This is a genomic window from Mycoplasmoides pneumoniae FH, from assembly GCF_001272835.1.
Taxonomy (GTDB): domain Bacteria; phylum Bacillota_I; class Bacilli_A; order Mycoplasmatales; family Mycoplasmoidaceae; genus Mycoplasmoides; species Mycoplasmoides pneumoniae.
Map to the genome: position 1 here is coordinate 520,054 of NZ_CP010546.1, position 20,016 is coordinate 540,069.

Genomic DNA, 20,016 nt, shown 5'->3' on the forward strand with positions numbered 1-20,016 from the left:
CTATAAACCATTATTACAGGTCAAATAAGACATAAAAAAAGAGCAGTTTAACTGCCCTCTTTTTATTGATCTACTGCAACAGTAATTATTGTGCTGGTTGACCTTGATCCCCGTTAGGGTTGTACTTCTTGGCCATTTCTTCCCTTCACTTCTTGAAGTTTTCGATTTCGGCTTTTAACTTGGTGTAGTCATTGGCCTTAATTGCTGCATCAATACCACCGGTAATCTTGTCGAGTTTTTCCTTCTCTTCTTTAGGGAAGTCCTTCGCTTCGGGACTTTGGAGAATCTCCTTAATCGTGCTCACGATGCTTTCACCTTCGTTACGGAGCTCAATGCGTTCACGAATCACATTGTCACGCTCCTTGTTGGCTTCCGCATCACGAATCATCTTTTGGATTTCCTCTTCGGACAAGTTGCCGTTGTCACTAATAGTAATACTGTTTTCCTTTTGAGTGGTTAAATCTTTAGCCTTCACGTTTAAGATCCCGTTGGCGTCCAAGCTAAAGGTAATTTCAATTTGGGGTTTACCCTTGGGTGCTGGTTGGATGCCCCCTAAGTTAAAGCGACCCAAAGACTTGTTGTCACGTGCCATTGGGCGTTCCCCTTGACAAACCACCACATCCACTGATTCTTGGTTGTCTTGCGCTGTAGAGAAGATTTGACTCTTACTTACAGGAATGGTGGTGTTACGCTTAATTAACGGAGTTGCTACACCACCAAGGGTTTCAATCGAGAGCGTTAAAGGAGTAACGTCCAACAGTAACACGTCCTTTACATCACCGCGTAACACACCCCCTTGGATGGCAGCACCAATGGCTACCACCTCATCCGGGTTAATTGAGCGGTTTGGACTGTGTCCTGGTACCATTGATTCCACTAGTTTTTGCACTGCTGGCATCCGGGTCGATCCACCCACCAACAAGATTTCATTAATTTCTTCTGGTTTAATCTTGGCTTCACGTAAAACATCCGAAATTGGGTTGCGAGTACGTTCTAGTAATTGTTTGGTAATTTCTTCAAACTTAGCACGGGTTAGCTTAAGTTCAACGTTTACCGGACCCTTTTCGGTAACCGTTAAGAACGGTAAAGAGATAATTGCTTCTAGTTGGGCGGAAAGTTCAATCTTAGCACGTTCAGCCGCTTCCTTTAAGCGTTGCATAGCCATCTTGTCATTGGACAAGTTAAGCCCATTGTGTTCTTGGGCAATGTGCGCTAAGATGAACTCAATAATCTTGTTGTCCCAGTCATCACCACCCAAACGGTTGTCCCCAGCAGTGGCTAATACTTCGAAGGTACCTTCAGCAATGTCAAGTAAGGAAACGTCAAAGGTACCACCACCAAGGTCGTACACCAAGACTTTCATTTCTCGGTTAGACTTGTCGATCCCATAAGCCAATGCAGCGGCGGTAGGTTCGTTAATAATCCGCTCAACGTTTAAACCAGCAATCTTACCAGCGGTTTTAGTAGCGTTCCGTTCTGCATCGTTAAAGTAAGCAGGTACGGTAATAACAGCACGGGAAATCGTTTTACCAATCTTCTTTTCCGCATAGTCCTTGAGGTAGCTCAAGATTTGCGCTGATACCTCTTCAGGAGTTAACTCTTTGGTAGAACCATCAGGATTCTTAACGGTTACCTTATTGGAGGTACCCATTAAACGCTTAATGGAAACAATAGTATTAGGGTTAGTTACCATTTGCCGTTTCGCAGCATCACCCACAATAATTTCGTTGTTCTTGTAAGAAACAATCGAAGGGGTGGTGCGTTTACCTTCAGGGTTTTCCAACACTACTGGGCGTCCATTCTCCATGACCGACACACAGGAGTTAGTGGTACCAAGGTCAATGCCGATAATTAAGCCGTTATCTGTACTCATATGTTTATGTGCTAAATATTATAAACAAATCGTTAGCACTTTTAGCGTTTGAGTGCTAATTATGTAACTTTTTATTGTTCCAAAAGTGGTGGTTAATCAAGTTAACTGTTGGTAATACTGGTTTGGGGTGTTTGAATTCAATTACTACTTTAACCACTCAACCAATAAAACAGAGACTAAATAAGATAGCTGGAATATAAACAGAGAGAAACCTTCACAAAAAGACCCCTTGCTTTACTTGCGATTCAATACCAACAGCCGATTTAAAGGCATTTAAAAAGCTTGTCATTACAAACTGGGTAGCACCTTCCCCACTAGGTACGGGAATAAAGTTAGAAGCGGTAATGGCAATGTTAGTGATGTTGAAAATGTCAGCCGTAGAGTACTGGTCAATAACGTTGTTAGTTGCGTTTTCCTTTTTGACAATGGCAAAAACAGCAAACACACTAAAGTAACCCACCACTGCTATTAAGATATTGGCTAGTAATTTGAAGATCGTCAAGCCTAAACGTTTAATTTCTAAACCATACAACTTATTAAACTCTGCCTTATCAATAAAACGCTGGTAAATCTGTTCCTTAGTTAAGTAAGGACGCTTAATTCACTTACGAAACTGGTTTACCCCGGAGTAAATTAAGACATGCATCCTTTTACTGTAGGCAATAAAGATAAATAAGATGGCTACCACCACATCAAAGATCATCCCCGCAAAACTAAATCAGTACGACACAAACCCTTCGTGGTTTTGTTCTAACAAAGCATAGTTTTGGGAAAGAACAAAGAAAGATGGTCAAGTAATTAACGCTTGGGCAAGGTTCCAAAAGGCGCCCGTGGAAGTAACTAATAAGACCGCTGTCTGCTTCTTCATGCCCTTTTTAATGAACCAGTACAAGCGAAAGGGATCTTGACCCAAGGAAAGTGGGGTGACAATTTGAAAGAACTGCACTACACAAGCAAACAGAACCCACTCCCATCAAGGGGCATGGAAGCAAAAGCGGCGTGCTACTCATCAATTAATGATTATGTTTCAAGCTAGGGTAACCACAATCCCCAATACTATTAACAGTATTCAGGGTCAGTTAGTTCTGTTAATGGTGTTAATAATCGTTTTAACATCACCAGTTTTAATGTCTAAAAAGAAGACGGTCACCAATACACTAACAACCACCAAAAAGGCAATAAAAAAGCTAAAGGCAAGAATATTTTTTCTAGTAAAAAAACTAGCGCTTTTAGGGGTTGACATTGACCTTTGCTATTTGAGCAATTTTAACCCACTTTCTATCCGTTTATCACCAATATTTAACTGCGGCTTATTAATGGCACTAAGTGCCAACTGTTGTGTGCCCTTGTCTGCTGCTTGGAATAAAAGCAGCGCTGCCACAACATCACTGGCAATTTTATTGTTGGTACCGCTTGTAGTTGTTAGACTCAAGCTGTCAATGTCTTGGTAAGTGAACTGGGTGTAGGTGTACTTGTCACTACCATTTTGGTAAGTGAGGTAGTTGCCAGTTCCACTTGGAGTAGAATCCCTTTGGCTCTTTTGGGCACCATTACCAAAGTAGTTTTGGTACTGGTCCAAGAGGTCTAATAACAGTTGACGCTTAGCTTGGAAGTCCAAAGTTGGGTTGCCAACGGCATCCACTTGGAAGTAGGTCGCAATTGTTTTGCCACTGCCACCATTAGTTGTGGAAGGATTTAATCCACTTAACTGGACTGCAATCCGGTCTAGTAACAATTGGTTATTAGTCCCTTGAATGATCTTTTTGAGTTGATCCTTGGAACCGTACTGTTGCAAGGAGGTTTTCGTAATTTGCTGCAAAATGGCATCACGGGAACTAGCATCGAACATCGAACTAGTGCTGGTACTCAAACCAGTAAAACCATAGTGATCAGTTGAATTTTGTTGCATTTGTTGTTTTTGTACTAATGCTAAGCTAGCAACTTGTTGAGTGGCTTGTACCGTTGGCTTGGTTGTTGTTTTGTAAAAGAAGTTATTGGGATCTAGTGTTTGAGTGGATTCTTTAACTTCGTTAGCGGAGTTCTCATAGTTGAAGTAGGAACCAAATACGCCTTGGGGATTAGAGAAGTTAGTGGTTTCAGTGTTCTTGTAAGCTATAAAAGCAACTTCACCAAACTTAAGGTTTGTTTTTAACAGTGACTTAAAGTTCTTTAATTTTTGGTCCACTAGCCACTGTAAGGTATAGATAAAACGGTAATGGTCAATGACCGCTTTGTAATCAACGTTAAAGGACTTTTCGTCGATGCTAGCTTCAAAAGCCAGTTTGAAAAGCTCATCAAACTTGTTGTCCTTCGGGTTACCGTAAATCGATTTGTCCGTGAGTTTAGCCCAAGTAGTGTAGTAATAGTTACCGATAACTTTACTTAATGCATCGGCATCACTGTTGGTTGTGGAACTACTTTGCATTCCACCATTATTACTGGACTTTTCCTGAATGTCTTTAAACAACTTTTGTGCTTTCTTAAATAAATCGTTATTATCGAACGCTTGTTTGAGCAACATAAACGAAAGCGGGTTGACTTTGTCGCTCTGTAATAAGCTAGCTAAGCTCCAGTTAGCACCACTAGAAAGTACTTTGTCATTGTTAACGTTTAACAAAATGACGTTACTGTAAGCTGGTCGGGGTGCTAAAGCAGGTTTGAGTTTGTTTTTAACAAAATCATTTACTTTAGTTTGGATGTTTTCCAAGATTTTGTCCCTAATCTTGTCAACGTCAGCAGTTTTAGTTTTGAGCTTATTGCTTTCTTCACTTATGCTTGTTTCTTCTTGACCAACTTTAGGTCACAATGTTTTTGTGATTAAGAAGGTAAAGTAGTTGTTTAACTTTTCGTAATTACCGTTAGTATTAACGTAAGGTAACTTGGCTGACAAACCGTTCAACCAAGGGGTTGGATTGGCTTGGTTGACGTTTTGGTTAAGATTACGGGCGCGCTCTAGCAACTTGTTATTGAGCGCTTTCATTTGATCAAAATAAAAGCTGATCATTGTGGTTGCTAAAGCCACCGGCGCAAATTCTTTAATTAACTCTTTATAAGGATTAAAAGCTTCAGTTAAAGCTTTGCTAGCTTTATCCTTTTGGTCAAGACTAGCGTTAACTAAGGCGTTGGCCAAAATTAGTTCCCGGTGTTTATCAAACCAACTTTTTAGCGTTTCGTTTAAGGGAAAACTAAAGGCAAAGTTAGTACTGTAGAAAGTGTTAGTTTTAGCTTGAAAGGCACGAAACTTTAAGAATTGTTTTTGCTTGTCAAGGTCTCTTAATACTTTATTACTGTTACCTGAACTAGATTTAGTTAATAAGGTTAAACTTTGCTTAGAAACTGATTTTTTATTTGTTGAATCTTGTTTTAAATAATAGCTCCCACCATCAAGGCCGAAAACAGTTACTCCGGTGCTATTACGCACAATCCGGAATTTAATGGGACTGTAACTGTTTTGATCAGTTTGCTGAACCTGCCTTAAATTTATAGATCCAGATTTTAAGGCAACTAAAACTTCATTAGAAGCGCTATTATTTTTCGATTTTGATGTTGTTGAATTAAATGTAGGAATAGCTGCATCTAAAACAACGTAATTGTTTTGTTGGCCCTTAGAATTGTTAGTTCTTAAAACAGCTGTTTTCGCTTCCATTTTTGTTGCAGCTGCTTTCTTTACCTGCTCCGCTAACTTACTTAAGTTAGTGCCTTCGCTTGTGTTTTGAGCAAAAATGTCATCTAAAGCGCCAGCAATTGGATCTGAGTCACTTTGTTGTTGCTTACCTTCTTGATCACTGTAAAACAGTGCGTTAGTTTTGGAAGCTTTTTCTACGTCCTTACTTTTATCGACAACAATCGTGTTGTTAAGGTCTTCTTTGAGCTCCTTAATTTGCGGCAATTCGTCATTATCTTGCTCAAAAACTTGCAGTTTTAAATTTAAAGCTGCACCTAAGTTAGCCGCTTCTAACTGATCGACAATGTTAGAAGCGTCTACTAATTGCTTCGTTTCGTTAGTATCTGATAAATTTAAGGGAAAATCAAGAAAATCACCCTTATTTGATTCATTACGGTATTTGAGCAGACCAGTTTTTTGGCTGTTTGTACCGCTTTGACCGATATTATTATCAGTAATAGCGCCCTCACCTTTAACTAACTGCTTTCAGCGCTTATTACCAACGTTTTGGTTGGGTGCAATGTCTTTTTCTTCGGCAAAGAAAGGAAAGGCATAAGAAGGTGTTAGTTTATCCTTTAACTTCTCTCTGTTATAGATCTGACCTAACCCTTGACTGGGAGCAGAATACTTATAGTTAACTTGACTAATTAAAGTGGGATCAGTGTACTCCACCCATTGGTCAAATACTTGGCTTTGAATTTTGGCGAAAAAGTCATCATTAGTTTCACTAAAACGTGGGGCACTAAATTCAAAGTTTTTTCAGCTTTCTTCCTTGTGTAGTTCATCATAAGTAAATGGACCAGTAGAAACTTGTCCATCTTTTTTGTAATTGAGGTAGTTCTTTTGGAAAACCCGACTAGCAAAGTCACTAATGAGCTGTTCAAGCAGCTTTTGCGCTTTCCAGGTTGCTTCACTACCACCGGCGTTATCCAACAAATCTTGTTGCACAAAAAGTGATTTATTGCGTGATGCTGATACCACTTTATCGACTGCCGTTGTGTACTGACTGTCAACATTGGACTTAGTGTCTTTTAAAAACTGGGTAATCTTTTTGTCTTCGTTGTTTTCGTACCAAGCTTCTAGTGCTTTTAAAAGTGGTGCAGCGATAAATTGTTTGTTGGCCACTGGATTTTTTAAAGCCGTTGTTAGGGCACTTTGTAAACTACCCTGTTCACCATTGAAAAACTGACTGGAACGCGCTTTAAAAACGGTTTGTAAAGCCGAGTTGGAAGGGGTAGCACAAGCAGCTAAAATAACACTAGTAGACAGAAAACCGCCTAATGTTAAGAGTCAAAATTGGGGTTTTCTTAGAAACTTTTTCATTAACGCGGTTTTTGCTCTCTAAAGGTTAAATTTTTGCTTTATTTTGGCACTTTAAAAGCTAGTTTTTACCTAAAAATAAGTATTGATAAGTAAGAAAAACTGCTTTAGTGCCCACTGGTGCAACTAGCTTAATCTCTTGGCTTAATTTTGTACATTTTAAACCACGATGGCATGACAAACTTACAATTTCAAACGTTTTTTTTTTTTTTTTGAAAGAAATTGATTGCTTTAACTAACCTGCTTTTATCTAACTATTTAAGTAAATCTATTCCTGTTTTAATCCGCTTATCACCAATTGGTAGTTGTGGTTTATTAATAGCACTCAAGGCTAATTGTTGGGTACCTTTATCCGCTGCTTGGAAAAGTAAAAGGGCAGCCACAACATCGCTAGCAAGCTTACTATTTCCTTTATCACTCAAACTTAAGTTATCTATATCTTTATAGGAGAACTGAAGGTAAGTGATCTTGTCACTGCCATCTTGGTAAGTTGAATAGCTTCCATGTCCACCTTTACCAGAATCTCTTTGTGCAGCCTGAGTATTTGTACCAAAGAAATCTTTGTACTGATCTAAAACATCTAATAAAAGTTTTCGTTTTTGTTGAAAGCTAAGGGTTGGGTTGCCAATGGCATCTAATTGGAAATAAGTAGCAATATTTTTACCCTTTCCATTATTACTATTTCCAGTGGTTGAAGGATTTAATCCACTTAATTGACTAGCGATTCGGTCTAATAAAAGTTGGTTATTAGTCTTTTCAATCAAAGTTTTCAGTTCTTGCTGCGAACCATATTGTTGCAAGGAATTCTTGGTTATTTGATCCAAAATGGCTTGCTGCGTAGCGGCACCTAACATTGAACTAGTACTGGTGTTTAGCCCGGTAAAACCATAATGATTACTATCTTGCATGGTACTTTGCATTTTTTGTTGCATAACCATCATGCTTGCACCATTTTGTGCGGTTTTAACTTCTTCTGGTTTGGTAGTTGTTTTATAAAAGAAATTATTTGGGTCTAAGTTTTGCGCAGCAATCTTAACTTCATTAGTTTCGTTTTCGTAATTAAAAGCAGAACCAAATACACCTTGCGGATTGGAAAATTCTTTGGTTTCAGTGTTTTTATAAGCAATGAAAGCAATTTCACCAAACTTTAAATTTGCTTTTAATAAGTCCTTAAAGTTCTTTAAGTTACCGTTAACTAGTCATTCCAAGGTATAGATAAAGCGGTAGTGTTCAATGACCGCTTTGTAATCAACATTAAAGGACTTTTCGTTAATACTATCTTCAAAAGCTAATTTAAATAAGTCATCAAATTTGTTGTCCTTAGGATTTCCATAAATGGATTTATCAGTCAATTTAGCTCAACTGTTGTAGTAATAGTTGCCAATTACTTTACTCAAGGCATCAGCTCCTTCACTACTCGAGGTATTGCTACCTTGCATCCCACCTGAACTTCCACCATTTGTTTTACTTTGAATATCTTCAAAAAGTTTCTTAGCTTTCTTAAACAAGTCGTTTTGGTCAAACGTTTGTTTGAGCAACATAAATGAAAGTGGATTAATTTTGCTCGTATCCAATAAGTTAGCTAAAGCTCAATTGGCGCCCATCGATCAAACCTTATCGTTGTTAACGTTTAACAAAATTACATTACTGTAAGTTTGTCGTGGTGCTAAGGTTGGTTTAAGCTTGTTTTTAACAAATTCTTGAACCTTCTTTTGAATGTCTTCTAAGATTTTATCTCTAATTTTGTTAACGTCTTCGGTCTTAGTTTTGAGCTTGTTAGTGCTACTATCTTTAGATAATGAAGCGTCTTCATTACCGACCTTCTTCCACATGTATTTAACAATTAAGAAAGTGAAGTAATTGTTGAGTTTTTCGTAATTACCATTTGTTCTAACATAAGGCAATTTAGCTGATAAACCATTTAACCAAGGTGTAGGATTGGCCTGATTCACATTTTGGTTTAATGCTTTAGCGCGCTCCAAAAACTTATTGAACGCGTTCATTTGGTTAAACAAGAAGTTAATCATGGTTGTGGCCAAACCAATTGGTGCATATTCTGCCAGTAAATCCTTGTAAGGCTTTAAGGCTTCAGTTAAAGCTTTGTTTGCTTTATCCTTTTGATCAAAATTTGCCTTTACCAAAGCGTTCGCTAAGATTAGTTCGCGGTGTTTATCAAATCAACCTTTCAAGGTTTCATTTAACGGAAACGAAAAGGCATATTTGGTGCCGCCTTGTTTGAAAACTCTATTTTTAGCTTGAAAGGCACGAAACTTCAATAAATTTTTTTGAAGACTGCTATTAATCTCTTGTTCTTGATTATTATTACTTTGGTTTTGAGCGAGAGAAGTGGCTATCGTAGAAGAGCTACTTTGTTGTTTATTGGAAGATCCAACAACGTAGTAAAGCAAGCCTTCAAGAGCCAGCAATTTTACACCAGTACTATTTCGAACAATGCGCTGGTTTAAAGGCGTTGTACTACTTTTTTGTTGAGTTAAATTGACGCTAGTAGAAGTCAAATTAACTAAAGCGCCACTACCAGAAATAGTTCCACTGCTTTGTGGTGATTGTGAAGAAGTTTCAAACGCCGGGATCGCAGCATCTAATAACACATATTTTTCATCAGATTGTGCCATGTTTGTGGTTTTGAGACTAACCGCATTTCTTAGTTGTCATGTCTGACTTCTAGCTTCCATTTTAGTACTGTCAGCTTTTTGTAACTGTTCAGCTAGCTTACCTAAATTACCACTATCGCCATTTTGACCATTAAAAATTTCCTTTAATTGAGTTTTAGGTGAATTTTTGCTTTCAGCACTTCCTTGTTTTTCGCTACTATCACCATTATCTTTGTAAAAAGTACTGTTAGTTTTAGAAGTTTTCTCTAAGTTATCAGATTTAGCTACAATGGTGTCATTCAAATTGTCAGGAAGCTTTTTAATAACAGGCAGTTCATCAAAGTCCTGTTTTAAAAAACTGAGTTTAAGGTTAAGTGCTGCTCCTAAATCGGCTGCTTCTAGTTGATCAACAATAGTAGTGGCATCAACTATTTGTTTAGTTTCACCAACATCAGTAAGAGTATTCGGGAAATCAAATAAGTTTCCGCTTGATGTATCACCTCTTCATCCAAATAACCCTTTTGTAGAAGAGGAACTATCGTCGTCATCTGAACTCTTCTCCTTGCCATCATCAGAGCCCTCGCCTTTAATTAATTTCTTTCAGCGCTTGTTACCAACGTTTTGATTTTCCGGAATATCTTTTTCCTCAGCAAAAAAAGGGGAAGGCATAGGAAGGAGTAAGTTTATCCTTTAACTTATCTTTGTTATAAATTTGACCTAAACCTTGATTAGGAGCTGAATACTTTAAGGTAACTGAGCTAATAATAGTTGGATCGGTGTACTCAGCCCATTGATCAAAAACTTCGCTTTGAATCTGCGCGAAAAAATCATCATTAGTTTCTGGAAAATTACCAGCATCAAAAACTATATTCTGTCAATTACTATTTTTTGAAATCGTGTCGTATAAAAACGGACCGGCTGATACTTTGCCATTTTCCTTATAAGACAAATAATTCTTTTGAAAAACTCGTGAAGCAAAATCACTAATTAGCTGTTCAAACAGTTTGCGCGCTTTTCAAGTGGCCTCACTACCACCGCTACTGTCCAATAAATCTTGTTGTACAAATAAGGATTTATTGCGTGGTGCTGAAACTACTTTATCTACAACGGTTTTGTATTGGTTATCAACATTAGTCTTGGTGTCTTTTAAGAATTGAGTAATGTTTTTATCTTGATTATTCTCGTACCAAGCTTCTAATGCTTTTAAAAGTGGAGCAGCTACAAATTTTTTGTTAGTTTCCGGATCTCTTAAAGCGGTGTTTAAAGCGCTTTGAATGGTACCATGCTCACCGTTAAAAAATTGGTTGGAAGTTGGTTTAAAAACTGCTTGCAGTGCTGAGTTTGAAGGTGTTGCACAGGCACTGAGAATAATACTACTAGTGGAAAGGCCACCCAACAATAAAAGTCAAAACTTGGGTTTTCTTAAAAAACTCTTCATTTAAAATAGTGCCGTTTGTTCTAAAAAAGAAAAAAGCAAGCTTACTTTTTGGCTTAAGGTTTTTAAATTTTAAAGCACCTCGATATTTTTGAAAAATTATTTCTAAACTTTTTTTTTTTTTTTTGCAAAAAGTTGTTAGGCTTAAAACCAATCTTTTAGCTCACTATTTCAGTAAATCGATCCCTGTTTTTATGCGTTTATCGCCAATTGGTAATTGTGGTTTATTGATGGAACTTAAAGCCAGTTGTTGAGTACCTTTATCGGCTGCCTGGAATAATAAAAGCGCTGCTACAACATCACTGGCAAATTTGCTGCTAGTTCCGTTTGAACTACTCAAACTTAAACCGTCAATATCTTTATAGGAAAACTGCAAATAAGTGATCTTATCACTACCGTCGGTATAGGTTAAATAGTTGCCAGTTCCACTCTTACCAGAATCTCTTTGAACTGCTTGTGCATTATTACCAAAGAAATCTTTGTATTGATCTAAAACATCCAATAAGAGTTTTTGCTTCGCTTTAAAGTCCAAAGTAGGATTGCCAACCGCATCTGTTTGGAAGTATGCAGCAATTGTTTTTTGGGTACCACTGTTGCCACTTGTATTCGGTTTTAAGGCTATTAGTTGGTTGGCAATTCGGTCTAATAATAATTGATTTTTAGTTTCGCCAATGATCTTTTTCAGGTCAGCTTGAGAACCATACTGTTGCAAGGAAGTTTTGGTTATTTGATCCAAAATGGCTTGCTGGGTAGCAGCACCTAACATCGAACCACTACTGGTACTCAAACCAGTAAAGCCATAACTGTTAGTTTGCTGATTGTTCATCTGCGTATTTTGAACCATCACAGCTGTATTAGCACTTTGAGTGGTTTTCGCTTCTGGTTTAGTGGTGGTTTTATAGAAGAAACTGTTGGGGTCTATAATTTGCGTAGCACTCTTAGCCGCATTCGTTTCGTTTTCGTAATTAAAGTAAGAACCGAATATACCTTGCGGGTTAGAGAAGTTCTGCGTTTCAGTATTCTTGTAAGCAATAAAAGCAATTTCACCAAACTTGAGGTTTGCCTTTAATAAATCCTTGAAGTTCTTTAGGTTTTTGTCTACCAACCACTCTAAGGTATAGATAAAGCGGTAGTGTTCAATCACTGCCTTATAATCTACATTAAAGGACTTTTCGTTAATACTACTGTCAAAAGCCAATTTAAAGAGATCATCAAATTTGTCATCCTTAGGGTTGCCATAAATTGATTTATCGGTTAGCTTAGCTCAAGTGTTGTAGTAATAGTTGCCAATGACTTTGCTCAAAGCATCGGCATCATCGTTGGTGGTTGTACCACTTTTACCACTTCCACTAGTTTTTGCTTTATTTTGAATGTTTTCGAATAAAGTCTTTGCTTTTTTAAACAAACTGTTTTGATCAAACATTTGTTTGAGCAGCATAAACGAAAGCGGGTTAACCTTTTTCGGATCTAGTAAAACTGCCAAACTTCAATTAGCGCCAGCAGACCACACCTTATCATTGTTAATGTTTAACAAGATTACGTTACTGTAAGCTGGTCGGGGTGCTAAGGTAGGTTTGAGTTTTTGGACAAAAGTTTTGAGCTTACTGTCGATGTTGTTCAAAATCTTTTCCCTAATCTTGTTAACATCTTCAGTTTTAGTTTTGAGTTTGCTTTTTTCTTCACTGACATTAGTATCCTCAGTGCCCACCTTAGGTCACAAAACTTTGGTAATTAAAAAGGTAAAGTAGTTGTTTAACTTTTCGTAATTACCGTTAGTGTTAACGTAAGGTAGTTTAGCCGATAACCCATTTAACCAAGGGGTAGGATTGGCTTGGTTAACATTTTGGTTTAAGCTCCGTACTCGTTCTAACAGCTTATTGTTGAGAGCTTTCATTTGGTCAAAATAAAAGCTAATCATGGTGGTAGCTAAACCAATCGGGGTGTATTCACTCAATCAGTTTTTATAAGAACTAAAAGCATCCACTAAGGCCTTACTTGCTTTTTCCTTTGTGTCTAAAGTAACTTTAACTAAGGCGTTCGCTAAGATCAATCCGCGGTGTTTGTCAAACCAACCTTTTAAAGTTTCGTTTAGGGGAAAACTAAAGGCAAAGTTAGTGTTATAAAATGTGCCAATTTTGGCTTGAAAAGCACGGAACTTTAAGAATTTCTTTTGCTCTTCTTTATCAATCTTTTTGGCACTACTAGAACCGCCATTGCTACCTCCGCTACCGCCTTTTATGAATTTAACAAAACCATCAAGTCCTAAAACTGATACGCCAACACTGTTACGCACAAGTCTCAGGCCAAAAGTGTTATATTGATCTTTAGTTTCTCCTTGCTGTTGCATTTTTAGTTAGGCAACTGTAGATGTGTTTAAAGAAATTAAGGTACCGTTATGAAGACTCACTGAACCTTGACCCTGGGTGCTGACTTGCTGTTTAAAGGTAGGAATACCAGCATCTAATAGAACATAACTGTTCTTTTGTTGAGTTTGCGATTTATTTCGCAAAACAACAGTGCCTCTTGCTTGTGGGGTTTGCGTTTTAATTTCCGCTGTCTTTTTAATTTGTTCTGCTAACTTGCCTAGATTAGTTTTTTGTTCCACGTTTGTGGCAAAGATGTCATCTAAAGCTTGGGCAATGGGATCGGTATTTGTGGTTCCAGAGTTTTGATTATCCTCATAAAAAGAAGAATTAGTTTTGCTCACATTTTGTGCATCACTACTCTTATCAATCACAATCACGTTGTTAAGGTCATCTTTGAGCTCCTTAAATTCGAGTAGCTCATCCTTCTCTTGACCCAGTCGGTCTAGTTTAATGTTGAGCACAGCGGCTAAATCAGCTGCCTCTAATTGATCGACAATGTTGGTGGCATCCACGACTTTTTTGGTCTCGTTAGTATCTGATAAGCTTAACGGAAAGTCAATTACTTGGCCTCTGTCGGTTCCCCGTACATACTTGGTAAGGCCTTCTTTTTTGAACTCCTTTTGTTTGACTGCCATCTTGTTGTTGCTTTGGCTTTTCTTCAATCGCTTCTTCACCTTTAACCAGTTGTTTTCAGCGTTTATTGCCGACATTTTGACTCCCAGCAATTTCATCCGCTGCAGCAAAAAACGGAAAGGCATAGGAAGGGGTTAATTTATCCTTTAGTTTGTCCTGGTTATAGATTTGCCCTAATCCCTGGTTAGGAGCCGAGTACTTTAAGGTAGTGAAACTAATAACAGTGGGATCGGTGTATTCCGCCCATTGATCGAAAACTTCGCTTTGAATCTGGGCAAAGAAGGCATCATTGATTTCGGGAAACTGGCCCGCATCAAAGACAATTTTGTCCCAATTGCTCGATTTAGAAATTTCGTCAAATAAGAAAGGACCTGATGATACCTTATTACCATCCTTATAAGCGAGGTAGTTCTTTTGAAAGACCCGACTAGCAAAATCGCTAATGAGCTGTTCAAACAACTTCTGGGCTTTTCAAGTTTCTAACCCCCCCGGCGCTATCCAGCAAGTCTTGTTGGACAAAGAGGTTTTTGTTTCGGCTAGCCGATACCACCTTATCTACGGCTTGGTTGTATTGCTCATCAACACTCTTTTTGGTGTCTTTAAAGAACTGGGTGACCTGTTTGTCTTGGTTATTTTCATACCAAGCTGTCAATGCCTTTAAAAGGGGAGCAGCGACAAACTGTTTGTTGGCCTCTGGATCTTTTAAAGCAGTGGCTAAAGCGTTTTGTAAACTACCCTGTTCCCCGTTGAAGAACTGGTTCGAACGTGCTTTAAAAACAGTTTGGAGTGCTGAATTGGAAGGGGTAGCACAGGCAACTAAAATAACACTTGAAGAGATAAAGCCACCAAGGGTTAAGAATCAAAACTGGGGTTTTATTAGAAGTTTTTTCATGAACGGCGTTGTTTGCGCTTGGCAAAGAGTTCCGCAATCTGCTGCTTTTGGCGCTTCTTATAGTTAGGCTTGACCTTCTTGTATCCTGCCTTAATCCGCTTAATGGCAGTTTTAAGTTCACTGGATACTGCTGGTTTTTGTTTGCTTTGTTTAAGTTGGGGGAACTTTAAAGTACCATCACGTTCTAAATGAACACTGTTAAACAAAATACCTTTATGGGCAAACTTAGTTAATTTGTGTTGGTTATGCGGTAAATCAAACACATAGGAATTGCCCCAACTGTTAAAACGCGCTACTCTACCAGAACGGTGGATGTAAAAGCTATCCACTAGGGGTAAGTCTCATGAAATGACCACACTAAAGTGGGGCAGATCAATGCCGCGTGCTAGTAAGTCAGATACCACTAGTACCCTCACCGTGTTATTAGCGGCACTAGTAAAGATGTGTTTGCGCTCATTGGGCGTTAGTTGACCATGGAGGCTTTTAAAGCTAACTTGGTTGTGGGCTAGTAAACTAGTGAGTTGTTTGAGTGATTTAGCGTTGGAACAAAAGACCAAGACCTGTTCGTTATGGTGGTAGTTGAGTAAAGCTAATAAACCAGCAAACGGTTCTTGACCGTTGAGGTTAAGCAGAAAGTGTTTCACCAAAGAGTGCTTTCAAGCACGTTTCTTTTGGTTGACGACCGTTAAAGGTGCGACTTGCTTGCGAATTTGCTGGAGCTGTTCGTTAAATAACGTGGCACTAAAAAAGCCAAAGTGAGGTTTATGTTTTTGAAACAGTTGGACACAGTTAATCCACTCTGCTTGGGAACTGTCCTCCAAAAACATGTCGACCTCATCAAAGACAACGTACTTAATCGTTTCGTGGAGAATAATGTCTTTGCCAATTAAGCTCACAATCAGGTGGGCATTACTGTTGAAGTTCTCACTGACCTTTAAACCAGTAAAGCTGGCTTTAATGTCGTTGAGGATCGTTAAAATTTGCCACTTCAACTCCTTAGTTGGTACAAACACCACCGCTTGGGGCTTGTTGAGCGTGACATCAATTTGGTTGAGCGCTGGTAAGAGGTAAGCGAATGTTTTACCACTACCAGTTTCGGCTATGCCAACCACATTTTGACGTGGTCAAACTTTAAACACAGCTTGTTGAATAGATGAAAATTCAACAATGTGCTTCGTTTGTAAGAACGCTTGGAGTGGTTGAATGAAGTGCATAGTGGTTTAAAAACGTCTTACCCATTGCGCACTAATAGAACTAAAGATCCTAAAGTCACCTACTTTAACTAAACCCTTCTTATTACCACTAATTAAGGCGTTAATGGCTTGGGTTTGATTATTAGGATCCAAGGCTTCTAGCGCAATTGCAGCGAGGAATTCTTCGAGGGAGAGGTTGAGGCGTTTGTCTTTGCTGGAATCTTCTTGCTTTAGAGAATCAGTGCCGATCTTCTCCACATCATCAAGGTTGACCTGTTTGACAAAGGTAGCGTGGTATTTGCCACCGTCACTTAAGAATTGGTAGGAAGTGTAGTTCTTTTCCTCTACCTTGTTATCACCAATGTAACCATCAAAGCGGCTAAAGACGTCTTTATAGTTGGTATTTTGGTTATCTTCTTGTGTTTTCTTAATTTGTACTGTTGCAGATCTTGCACTGCGTGCACTTGTATCGCCTCTCTGTGCAGATTGAGTACTCTGCTTAAAGTTAGAATCAACAAAACTCGTTAAACTAGTTTTCTGTTCCGTTAAAGTTTTGTTTTTATCAACCCCAGTAACATCAATGTTGAGGTCACTAGTTAAGTGGTTGTAAAGCGCATCGAACTCGGTTTGCGTTTGGATTCCGTTGATGATGTTCTTTAAGTTATCCATCGAACCAAAGCTAAACAAGGCACCTTTGTAAGCGTTGTTGGTGGTGGATTCGGCGTCGTCAGCTTGTTGTTTTAAAACTAAGGTAGCTTTACCACTTTTAGCTGTGGTAATTAGCATTTGACCACCAACTTTAACGCCTTTTTCTGTTTGGTTAACAAACTGCTTAAACAAACGTCTACTTACCGCTTCGGGTAAACTACCACTAGTGCTACTCGTTACAATACCCCTAAAGCCATAGCGGTTTTTGGCAGTTTTTGTGGTCATGCCACTAGCTTGATTTAAACTCCTTAAAACAGTGGCACTACTTTGTGCTGCGCCAGTACTACTACTAGACTTAGTGTAGAAGAAGCTTGAAGTGTCATCAGCAGCCCGGTTCACTTCTGGGGTTTTACTGTTGGTTCAATCATACACACTCGAACCAAACACAAAGTTCGGGTTTTTGACTTCGGTTTGGGTGATGTCACTATTATTATCACCGCCTTGGCCAGCTGCTTGATTTTGTGCTAGGGAAACGACTGATCTTAACTGAATTAAGCCAGTATTACTTGTGCTTGAAGCGGTACTGGATAAAGTTGATTGTGAATCATTTTTATTCTTTTCGCTATCCACACTTCAAACTAAAAAGGCATTGGAAGTACGCGACAACTTCGACTGTAAGCTTTGCTTATAGTTCTTTAAGTTGTCCTTTAACAACCAATGGGCCGTGTAGAGGTAAGACAGATAATCAATTACATCATCACTATCTAAGCGCTCTTCTAAGTTTAGCGAGCTGTACAGTGTGTCCAAGACACCTTCGATGCCCGTCTTAGTTGAAGAATTTTTATCAGATGAACCAACATGACCAAAGATTGATTTTTGGGCTTGTGATTCAAATAAGTCCAATAAATAGGTTTCTTTAAAAATCTTTCAGTTGTCAGCGGTGAGGTTGTTGTTACCGTTGGTGCCACCAGTACCACCACTTTGTTGACTAAAAGTTAAATTCGTAATATCAATAATCTTTTTAAACGCTTCATCTTCCTGGAAGTAACTGAGCTTAATGCTGTTTTGGAGCTCAGTACTGGTTAAATAGTTGTTTAGAGCTAAGTTAAGTCCTAAAGAGGTACTTTCAGGGGTAAAAGACAACTTAGTTTGCACTAAGATTACCTGGGAGTAGAGTGGGGAAGGAATGGTGAAGACTTTGAGTGCCTCTACATGTTTTTTAGCAGCTTCTTCTACCTTCTTCTTATTATCTTTAAGCTTGCTAACTACTTCTTCAGAGAAGTTTTTAGTTTGTCCTGTATTGGAAGAGGTTGTTTTAACAGTACTAGTTCCTTTTTTATCAACATTATCAATAATGTCCTTGTAATAGTTACCAAGGTCATTATAGTGACCGGTTTTAGCATCTTGTTCGTAAGGTAACTTAGCTGCCAAACCGTTCTGTTCAATCTGGTTATTGCGCTCGTTGTCAATAAAAGGTTGGTTACGTTCTGCTAGCTTTAAGGTAACCTTGTTTTCCGCCACTGCAGTTTCGTTAAAGACTGCTTGTTTATAGTGGGCTTGAACAAGTTCTTTTAAATCCTTCTCAATTGACTTAATACTGTCAGCAAACTTCTTAAACTGGGGATAGCTTAAGAAGTTGTCTTTGTTGTTTGTATCACTAGAAAGATCTAATAAAGCTTCAAATAAGAATAAGATCCGGTTAGTGTCAAAGTACTTTTTGACCTCATCAAATAACTTAAAGTCGTATGTGGTGTCGGTATCCACTAAACCGTACTTGGTTTGCAAAGCCCGGAACAATAAGAATTCCTTTTGTTTAGCGACATCACGACCACTTTCAGTAAGATAATGACTACCACCATCCACGGCCATTAAGTGGATGCCGTCTTTACCACGGGAGAGGATGTAGTCTGGTTGACTACTAGAATCTTTTTTAACTTCAATTAAGTCAACAACCGCCTTACTACTGTTGCCAGTAGTAGTTTCAGTAGAAGATCCGGTGCTACTGCCGGTAGAGGTGCCACCGCCGCCTCCAGAACCTCCGCCACCTGTTTGATTAGCATTAGTATTACCTATTTGTTGTTTATACTCACCAGCAAAGACATCTTTATCACCAAAGATTTTGACTAAGTCAGTTTTGTGGACGGTACTTTGTGTAGTTCCACCACCATCACTGGCAGTTTTTAATTGAATAGTTCCTTCAGATGATGAACTCGCAGCCCTTGCAGCGGCGGCTGCCTGTGTATTATTGTCAACAAAAAAGTTTTCAATAATACTCTTATCCTTAATGAGACTGTCAACTTCTTTACTATCAGCGCCCTTCGACTTTTTCTGCAGTGCTAAATAGCCCTGAATGAAAGCAGCAGAAAAACTCGGATCAAAGGTGTCGAACATGTCGCTCGCCTTTAACAACAATTTGCCACCACTATCACTGGAAAACTTATTGGGAATATCAATCCCTTTGCTCTGGTCGTTTTTGTAACTCTTGAGGTTGCTAGCCAATAAGTTAAAGCCATTCGCTCCCTTAGTGCCACCACTCTGTTGGTTGTATTTGTTAAAGACCTGAAACTGGTAGGAAGGGGTTGGACTTTGAATTACTTTAGTGTTAAAGTAATTATCAAACCCGTCAACGGGAGTTTCATTGGTAAACACGACCCGAGATACCAAGTTGGGGTTTTCATTGGTAATAAACTGGTCTAACAGTTTGTCTTGGATGGCCGCGTACACCGCATCATTGTTAATCTTGAGCTTAGCATTCTTATTAACAAATTTGGGTTGGAGCTTAATGTTTTTAAAGTTAGAGGTGTTTTCAATTAAGCTCTTGGTGGGTTTAGTTAAAGGACCTACACCGTCCTGGACATACTCGACAAAGTTCTTGGCAAAGATCCGTGAGATAAAGTCATCAATTATCTTGTTGTTAACATCACGCAGTTTTCAAGCGGCTTGATTACCGCCAGTGTTGTCAAAGATATCAGTTTGCAGGTGCACTAAATAGTTTTCGCGAAACTGGTTCCGTAGGTTTTGTTCTTGACTGACAAACGCATTATCCGTGTCAGCGGTAAAGCCGTTTAAGCGCTCTTTAATATCAGTATCATAATTGTCGTCATAAAAGGTGCGCAAAACGGGTGCTAAACGCATTGCTAGATACTGGTTAAAACTCTCGCGGTTAATTAGTGACTTTTGCAGAATCGAGCTAAGACTAAAGTCAGTGCGATCAGCAAAAGCACTACTGGGCTTAAAAAGCCCCTCCACAGTGCTGGCTGTAGGCTGCGCACAGGCAACCGCGACTATACCAAAAGTGAGCCCGATTGCGGTGAACATAAAGGGCCACTTGACTTTACGCGTAAACGTATGCATTCGCGTTCAAAATTTGGTATAATTCT

The 20,016-nt window shown here is 38.7% G+C and carries 11 protein-coding genes; all 11 read right to left on the bottom strand.

Annotated elements, in window-relative coordinates:
- Window positions 1–85: 85 nt before the first annotated feature.
- Window positions 86–1,873, bottom strand: coding sequence for a molecular chaperone DnaK (dnaK, locus tag F539_RS02455; RefSeq protein ID WP_010874790.1), 1,788 nt, complete (start codon window positions 1,871–1,873; stop codon window positions 86–88).
- Window positions 1,874–1,928: 55 nt separating this feature from the next.
- On the bottom strand, window positions 1,929–3,116 hold the full coding sequence (locus F539_RS02460; protein ID WP_014574981.1) for a lysylphosphatidylglycerol synthase transmembrane domain-containing protein: 1,188 nt from the start codon (window positions 3,114–3,116) through the stop codon (window positions 1,929–1,931).
- A 9-nt stretch (window positions 3,117–3,125) separates the two neighbouring features.
- Window positions 3,126–6,860, bottom strand: a complete 3,735-nt coding sequence (locus tag F539_RS02465) for a DUF3713 domain-containing protein (RefSeq protein WP_014325532.1) — start codon at window positions 6,858–6,860, stop codon at window positions 3,126–3,128.
- 251 nt (window positions 6,861–7,111) lie between these two features.
- Window positions 7,112–10,138: a DUF3713 domain-containing protein gene (locus F539_RS03990; protein WP_014325533.1), complete on the bottom strand. Its 3,027-nt coding sequence runs from the start codon at window positions 10,136–10,138 to the stop codon at window positions 7,112–7,114.
- The gene (locus F539_RS02475) at window positions 10,080–10,907 is read right to left on the bottom strand and encodes a DUF3713 domain-containing protein (RefSeq protein ID WP_026088312.1); all 828 of its coding nucleotides are present in this window, start codon (window positions 10,905–10,907) and stop codon (window positions 10,080–10,082) included. The genes F539_RS03990 and F539_RS02475 overlap by 59 nt, the downstream gene beginning before the upstream one ends.
- A gap of 163 nt (window positions 10,908–11,070) precedes the next feature.
- A complete protein-coding gene (locus F539_RS02480) occupies window positions 11,071–13,251 on the bottom strand; it encodes a DUF3713 domain-containing protein (protein ID WP_014325535.1) in 2,181 nt (726 codons plus the stop codon).
- A gap of 6 nt (window positions 13,252–13,257) precedes the next feature.
- Entirely contained in the window at window positions 13,258–13,905 is a 648-nt protein-coding gene (locus tag F539_RS02485; RefSeq protein WP_161609240.1) for a DUF3713 domain-containing protein, read from the bottom strand.
- Complete coding sequence (locus tag F539_RS04215) at window positions 13,799–14,362, bottom strand: DUF3713 domain-containing protein (RefSeq protein ID WP_026088314.1); 564 nt, start codon at window positions 14,360–14,362, stop codon at window positions 13,799–13,801. Before F539_RS04215 ends, F539_RS02485 begins: the two co-directional genes overlap by 107 nt.
- Entirely contained in the window at window positions 14,343–14,795 is a 453-nt protein-coding gene (locus F539_RS02495; protein ID WP_010874798.1) for a DUF3713 domain-containing protein, read from the bottom strand. The genes F539_RS04215 and F539_RS02495 overlap by 20 nt, the downstream gene beginning before the upstream one ends.
- A complete protein-coding gene (locus F539_RS02500) occupies window positions 14,780–16,009 on the bottom strand; it encodes a DEAD/DEAH box helicase (protein WP_014325539.1) in 1,230 nt (409 codons plus the stop codon). The genes F539_RS02495 and F539_RS02500 overlap by 16 nt, the downstream gene beginning before the upstream one ends.
- A gap of 6 nt (window positions 16,010–16,015) precedes the next feature.
- Complete coding sequence (locus F539_RS02505; RefSeq protein ID WP_026088315.1) at window positions 16,016–19,990, bottom strand: DUF3713 domain-containing protein; 3,975 nt, start codon at window positions 19,988–19,990, stop codon at window positions 16,016–16,018.
- Window positions 19,991–20,016 lie beyond the last annotated feature (26 nt).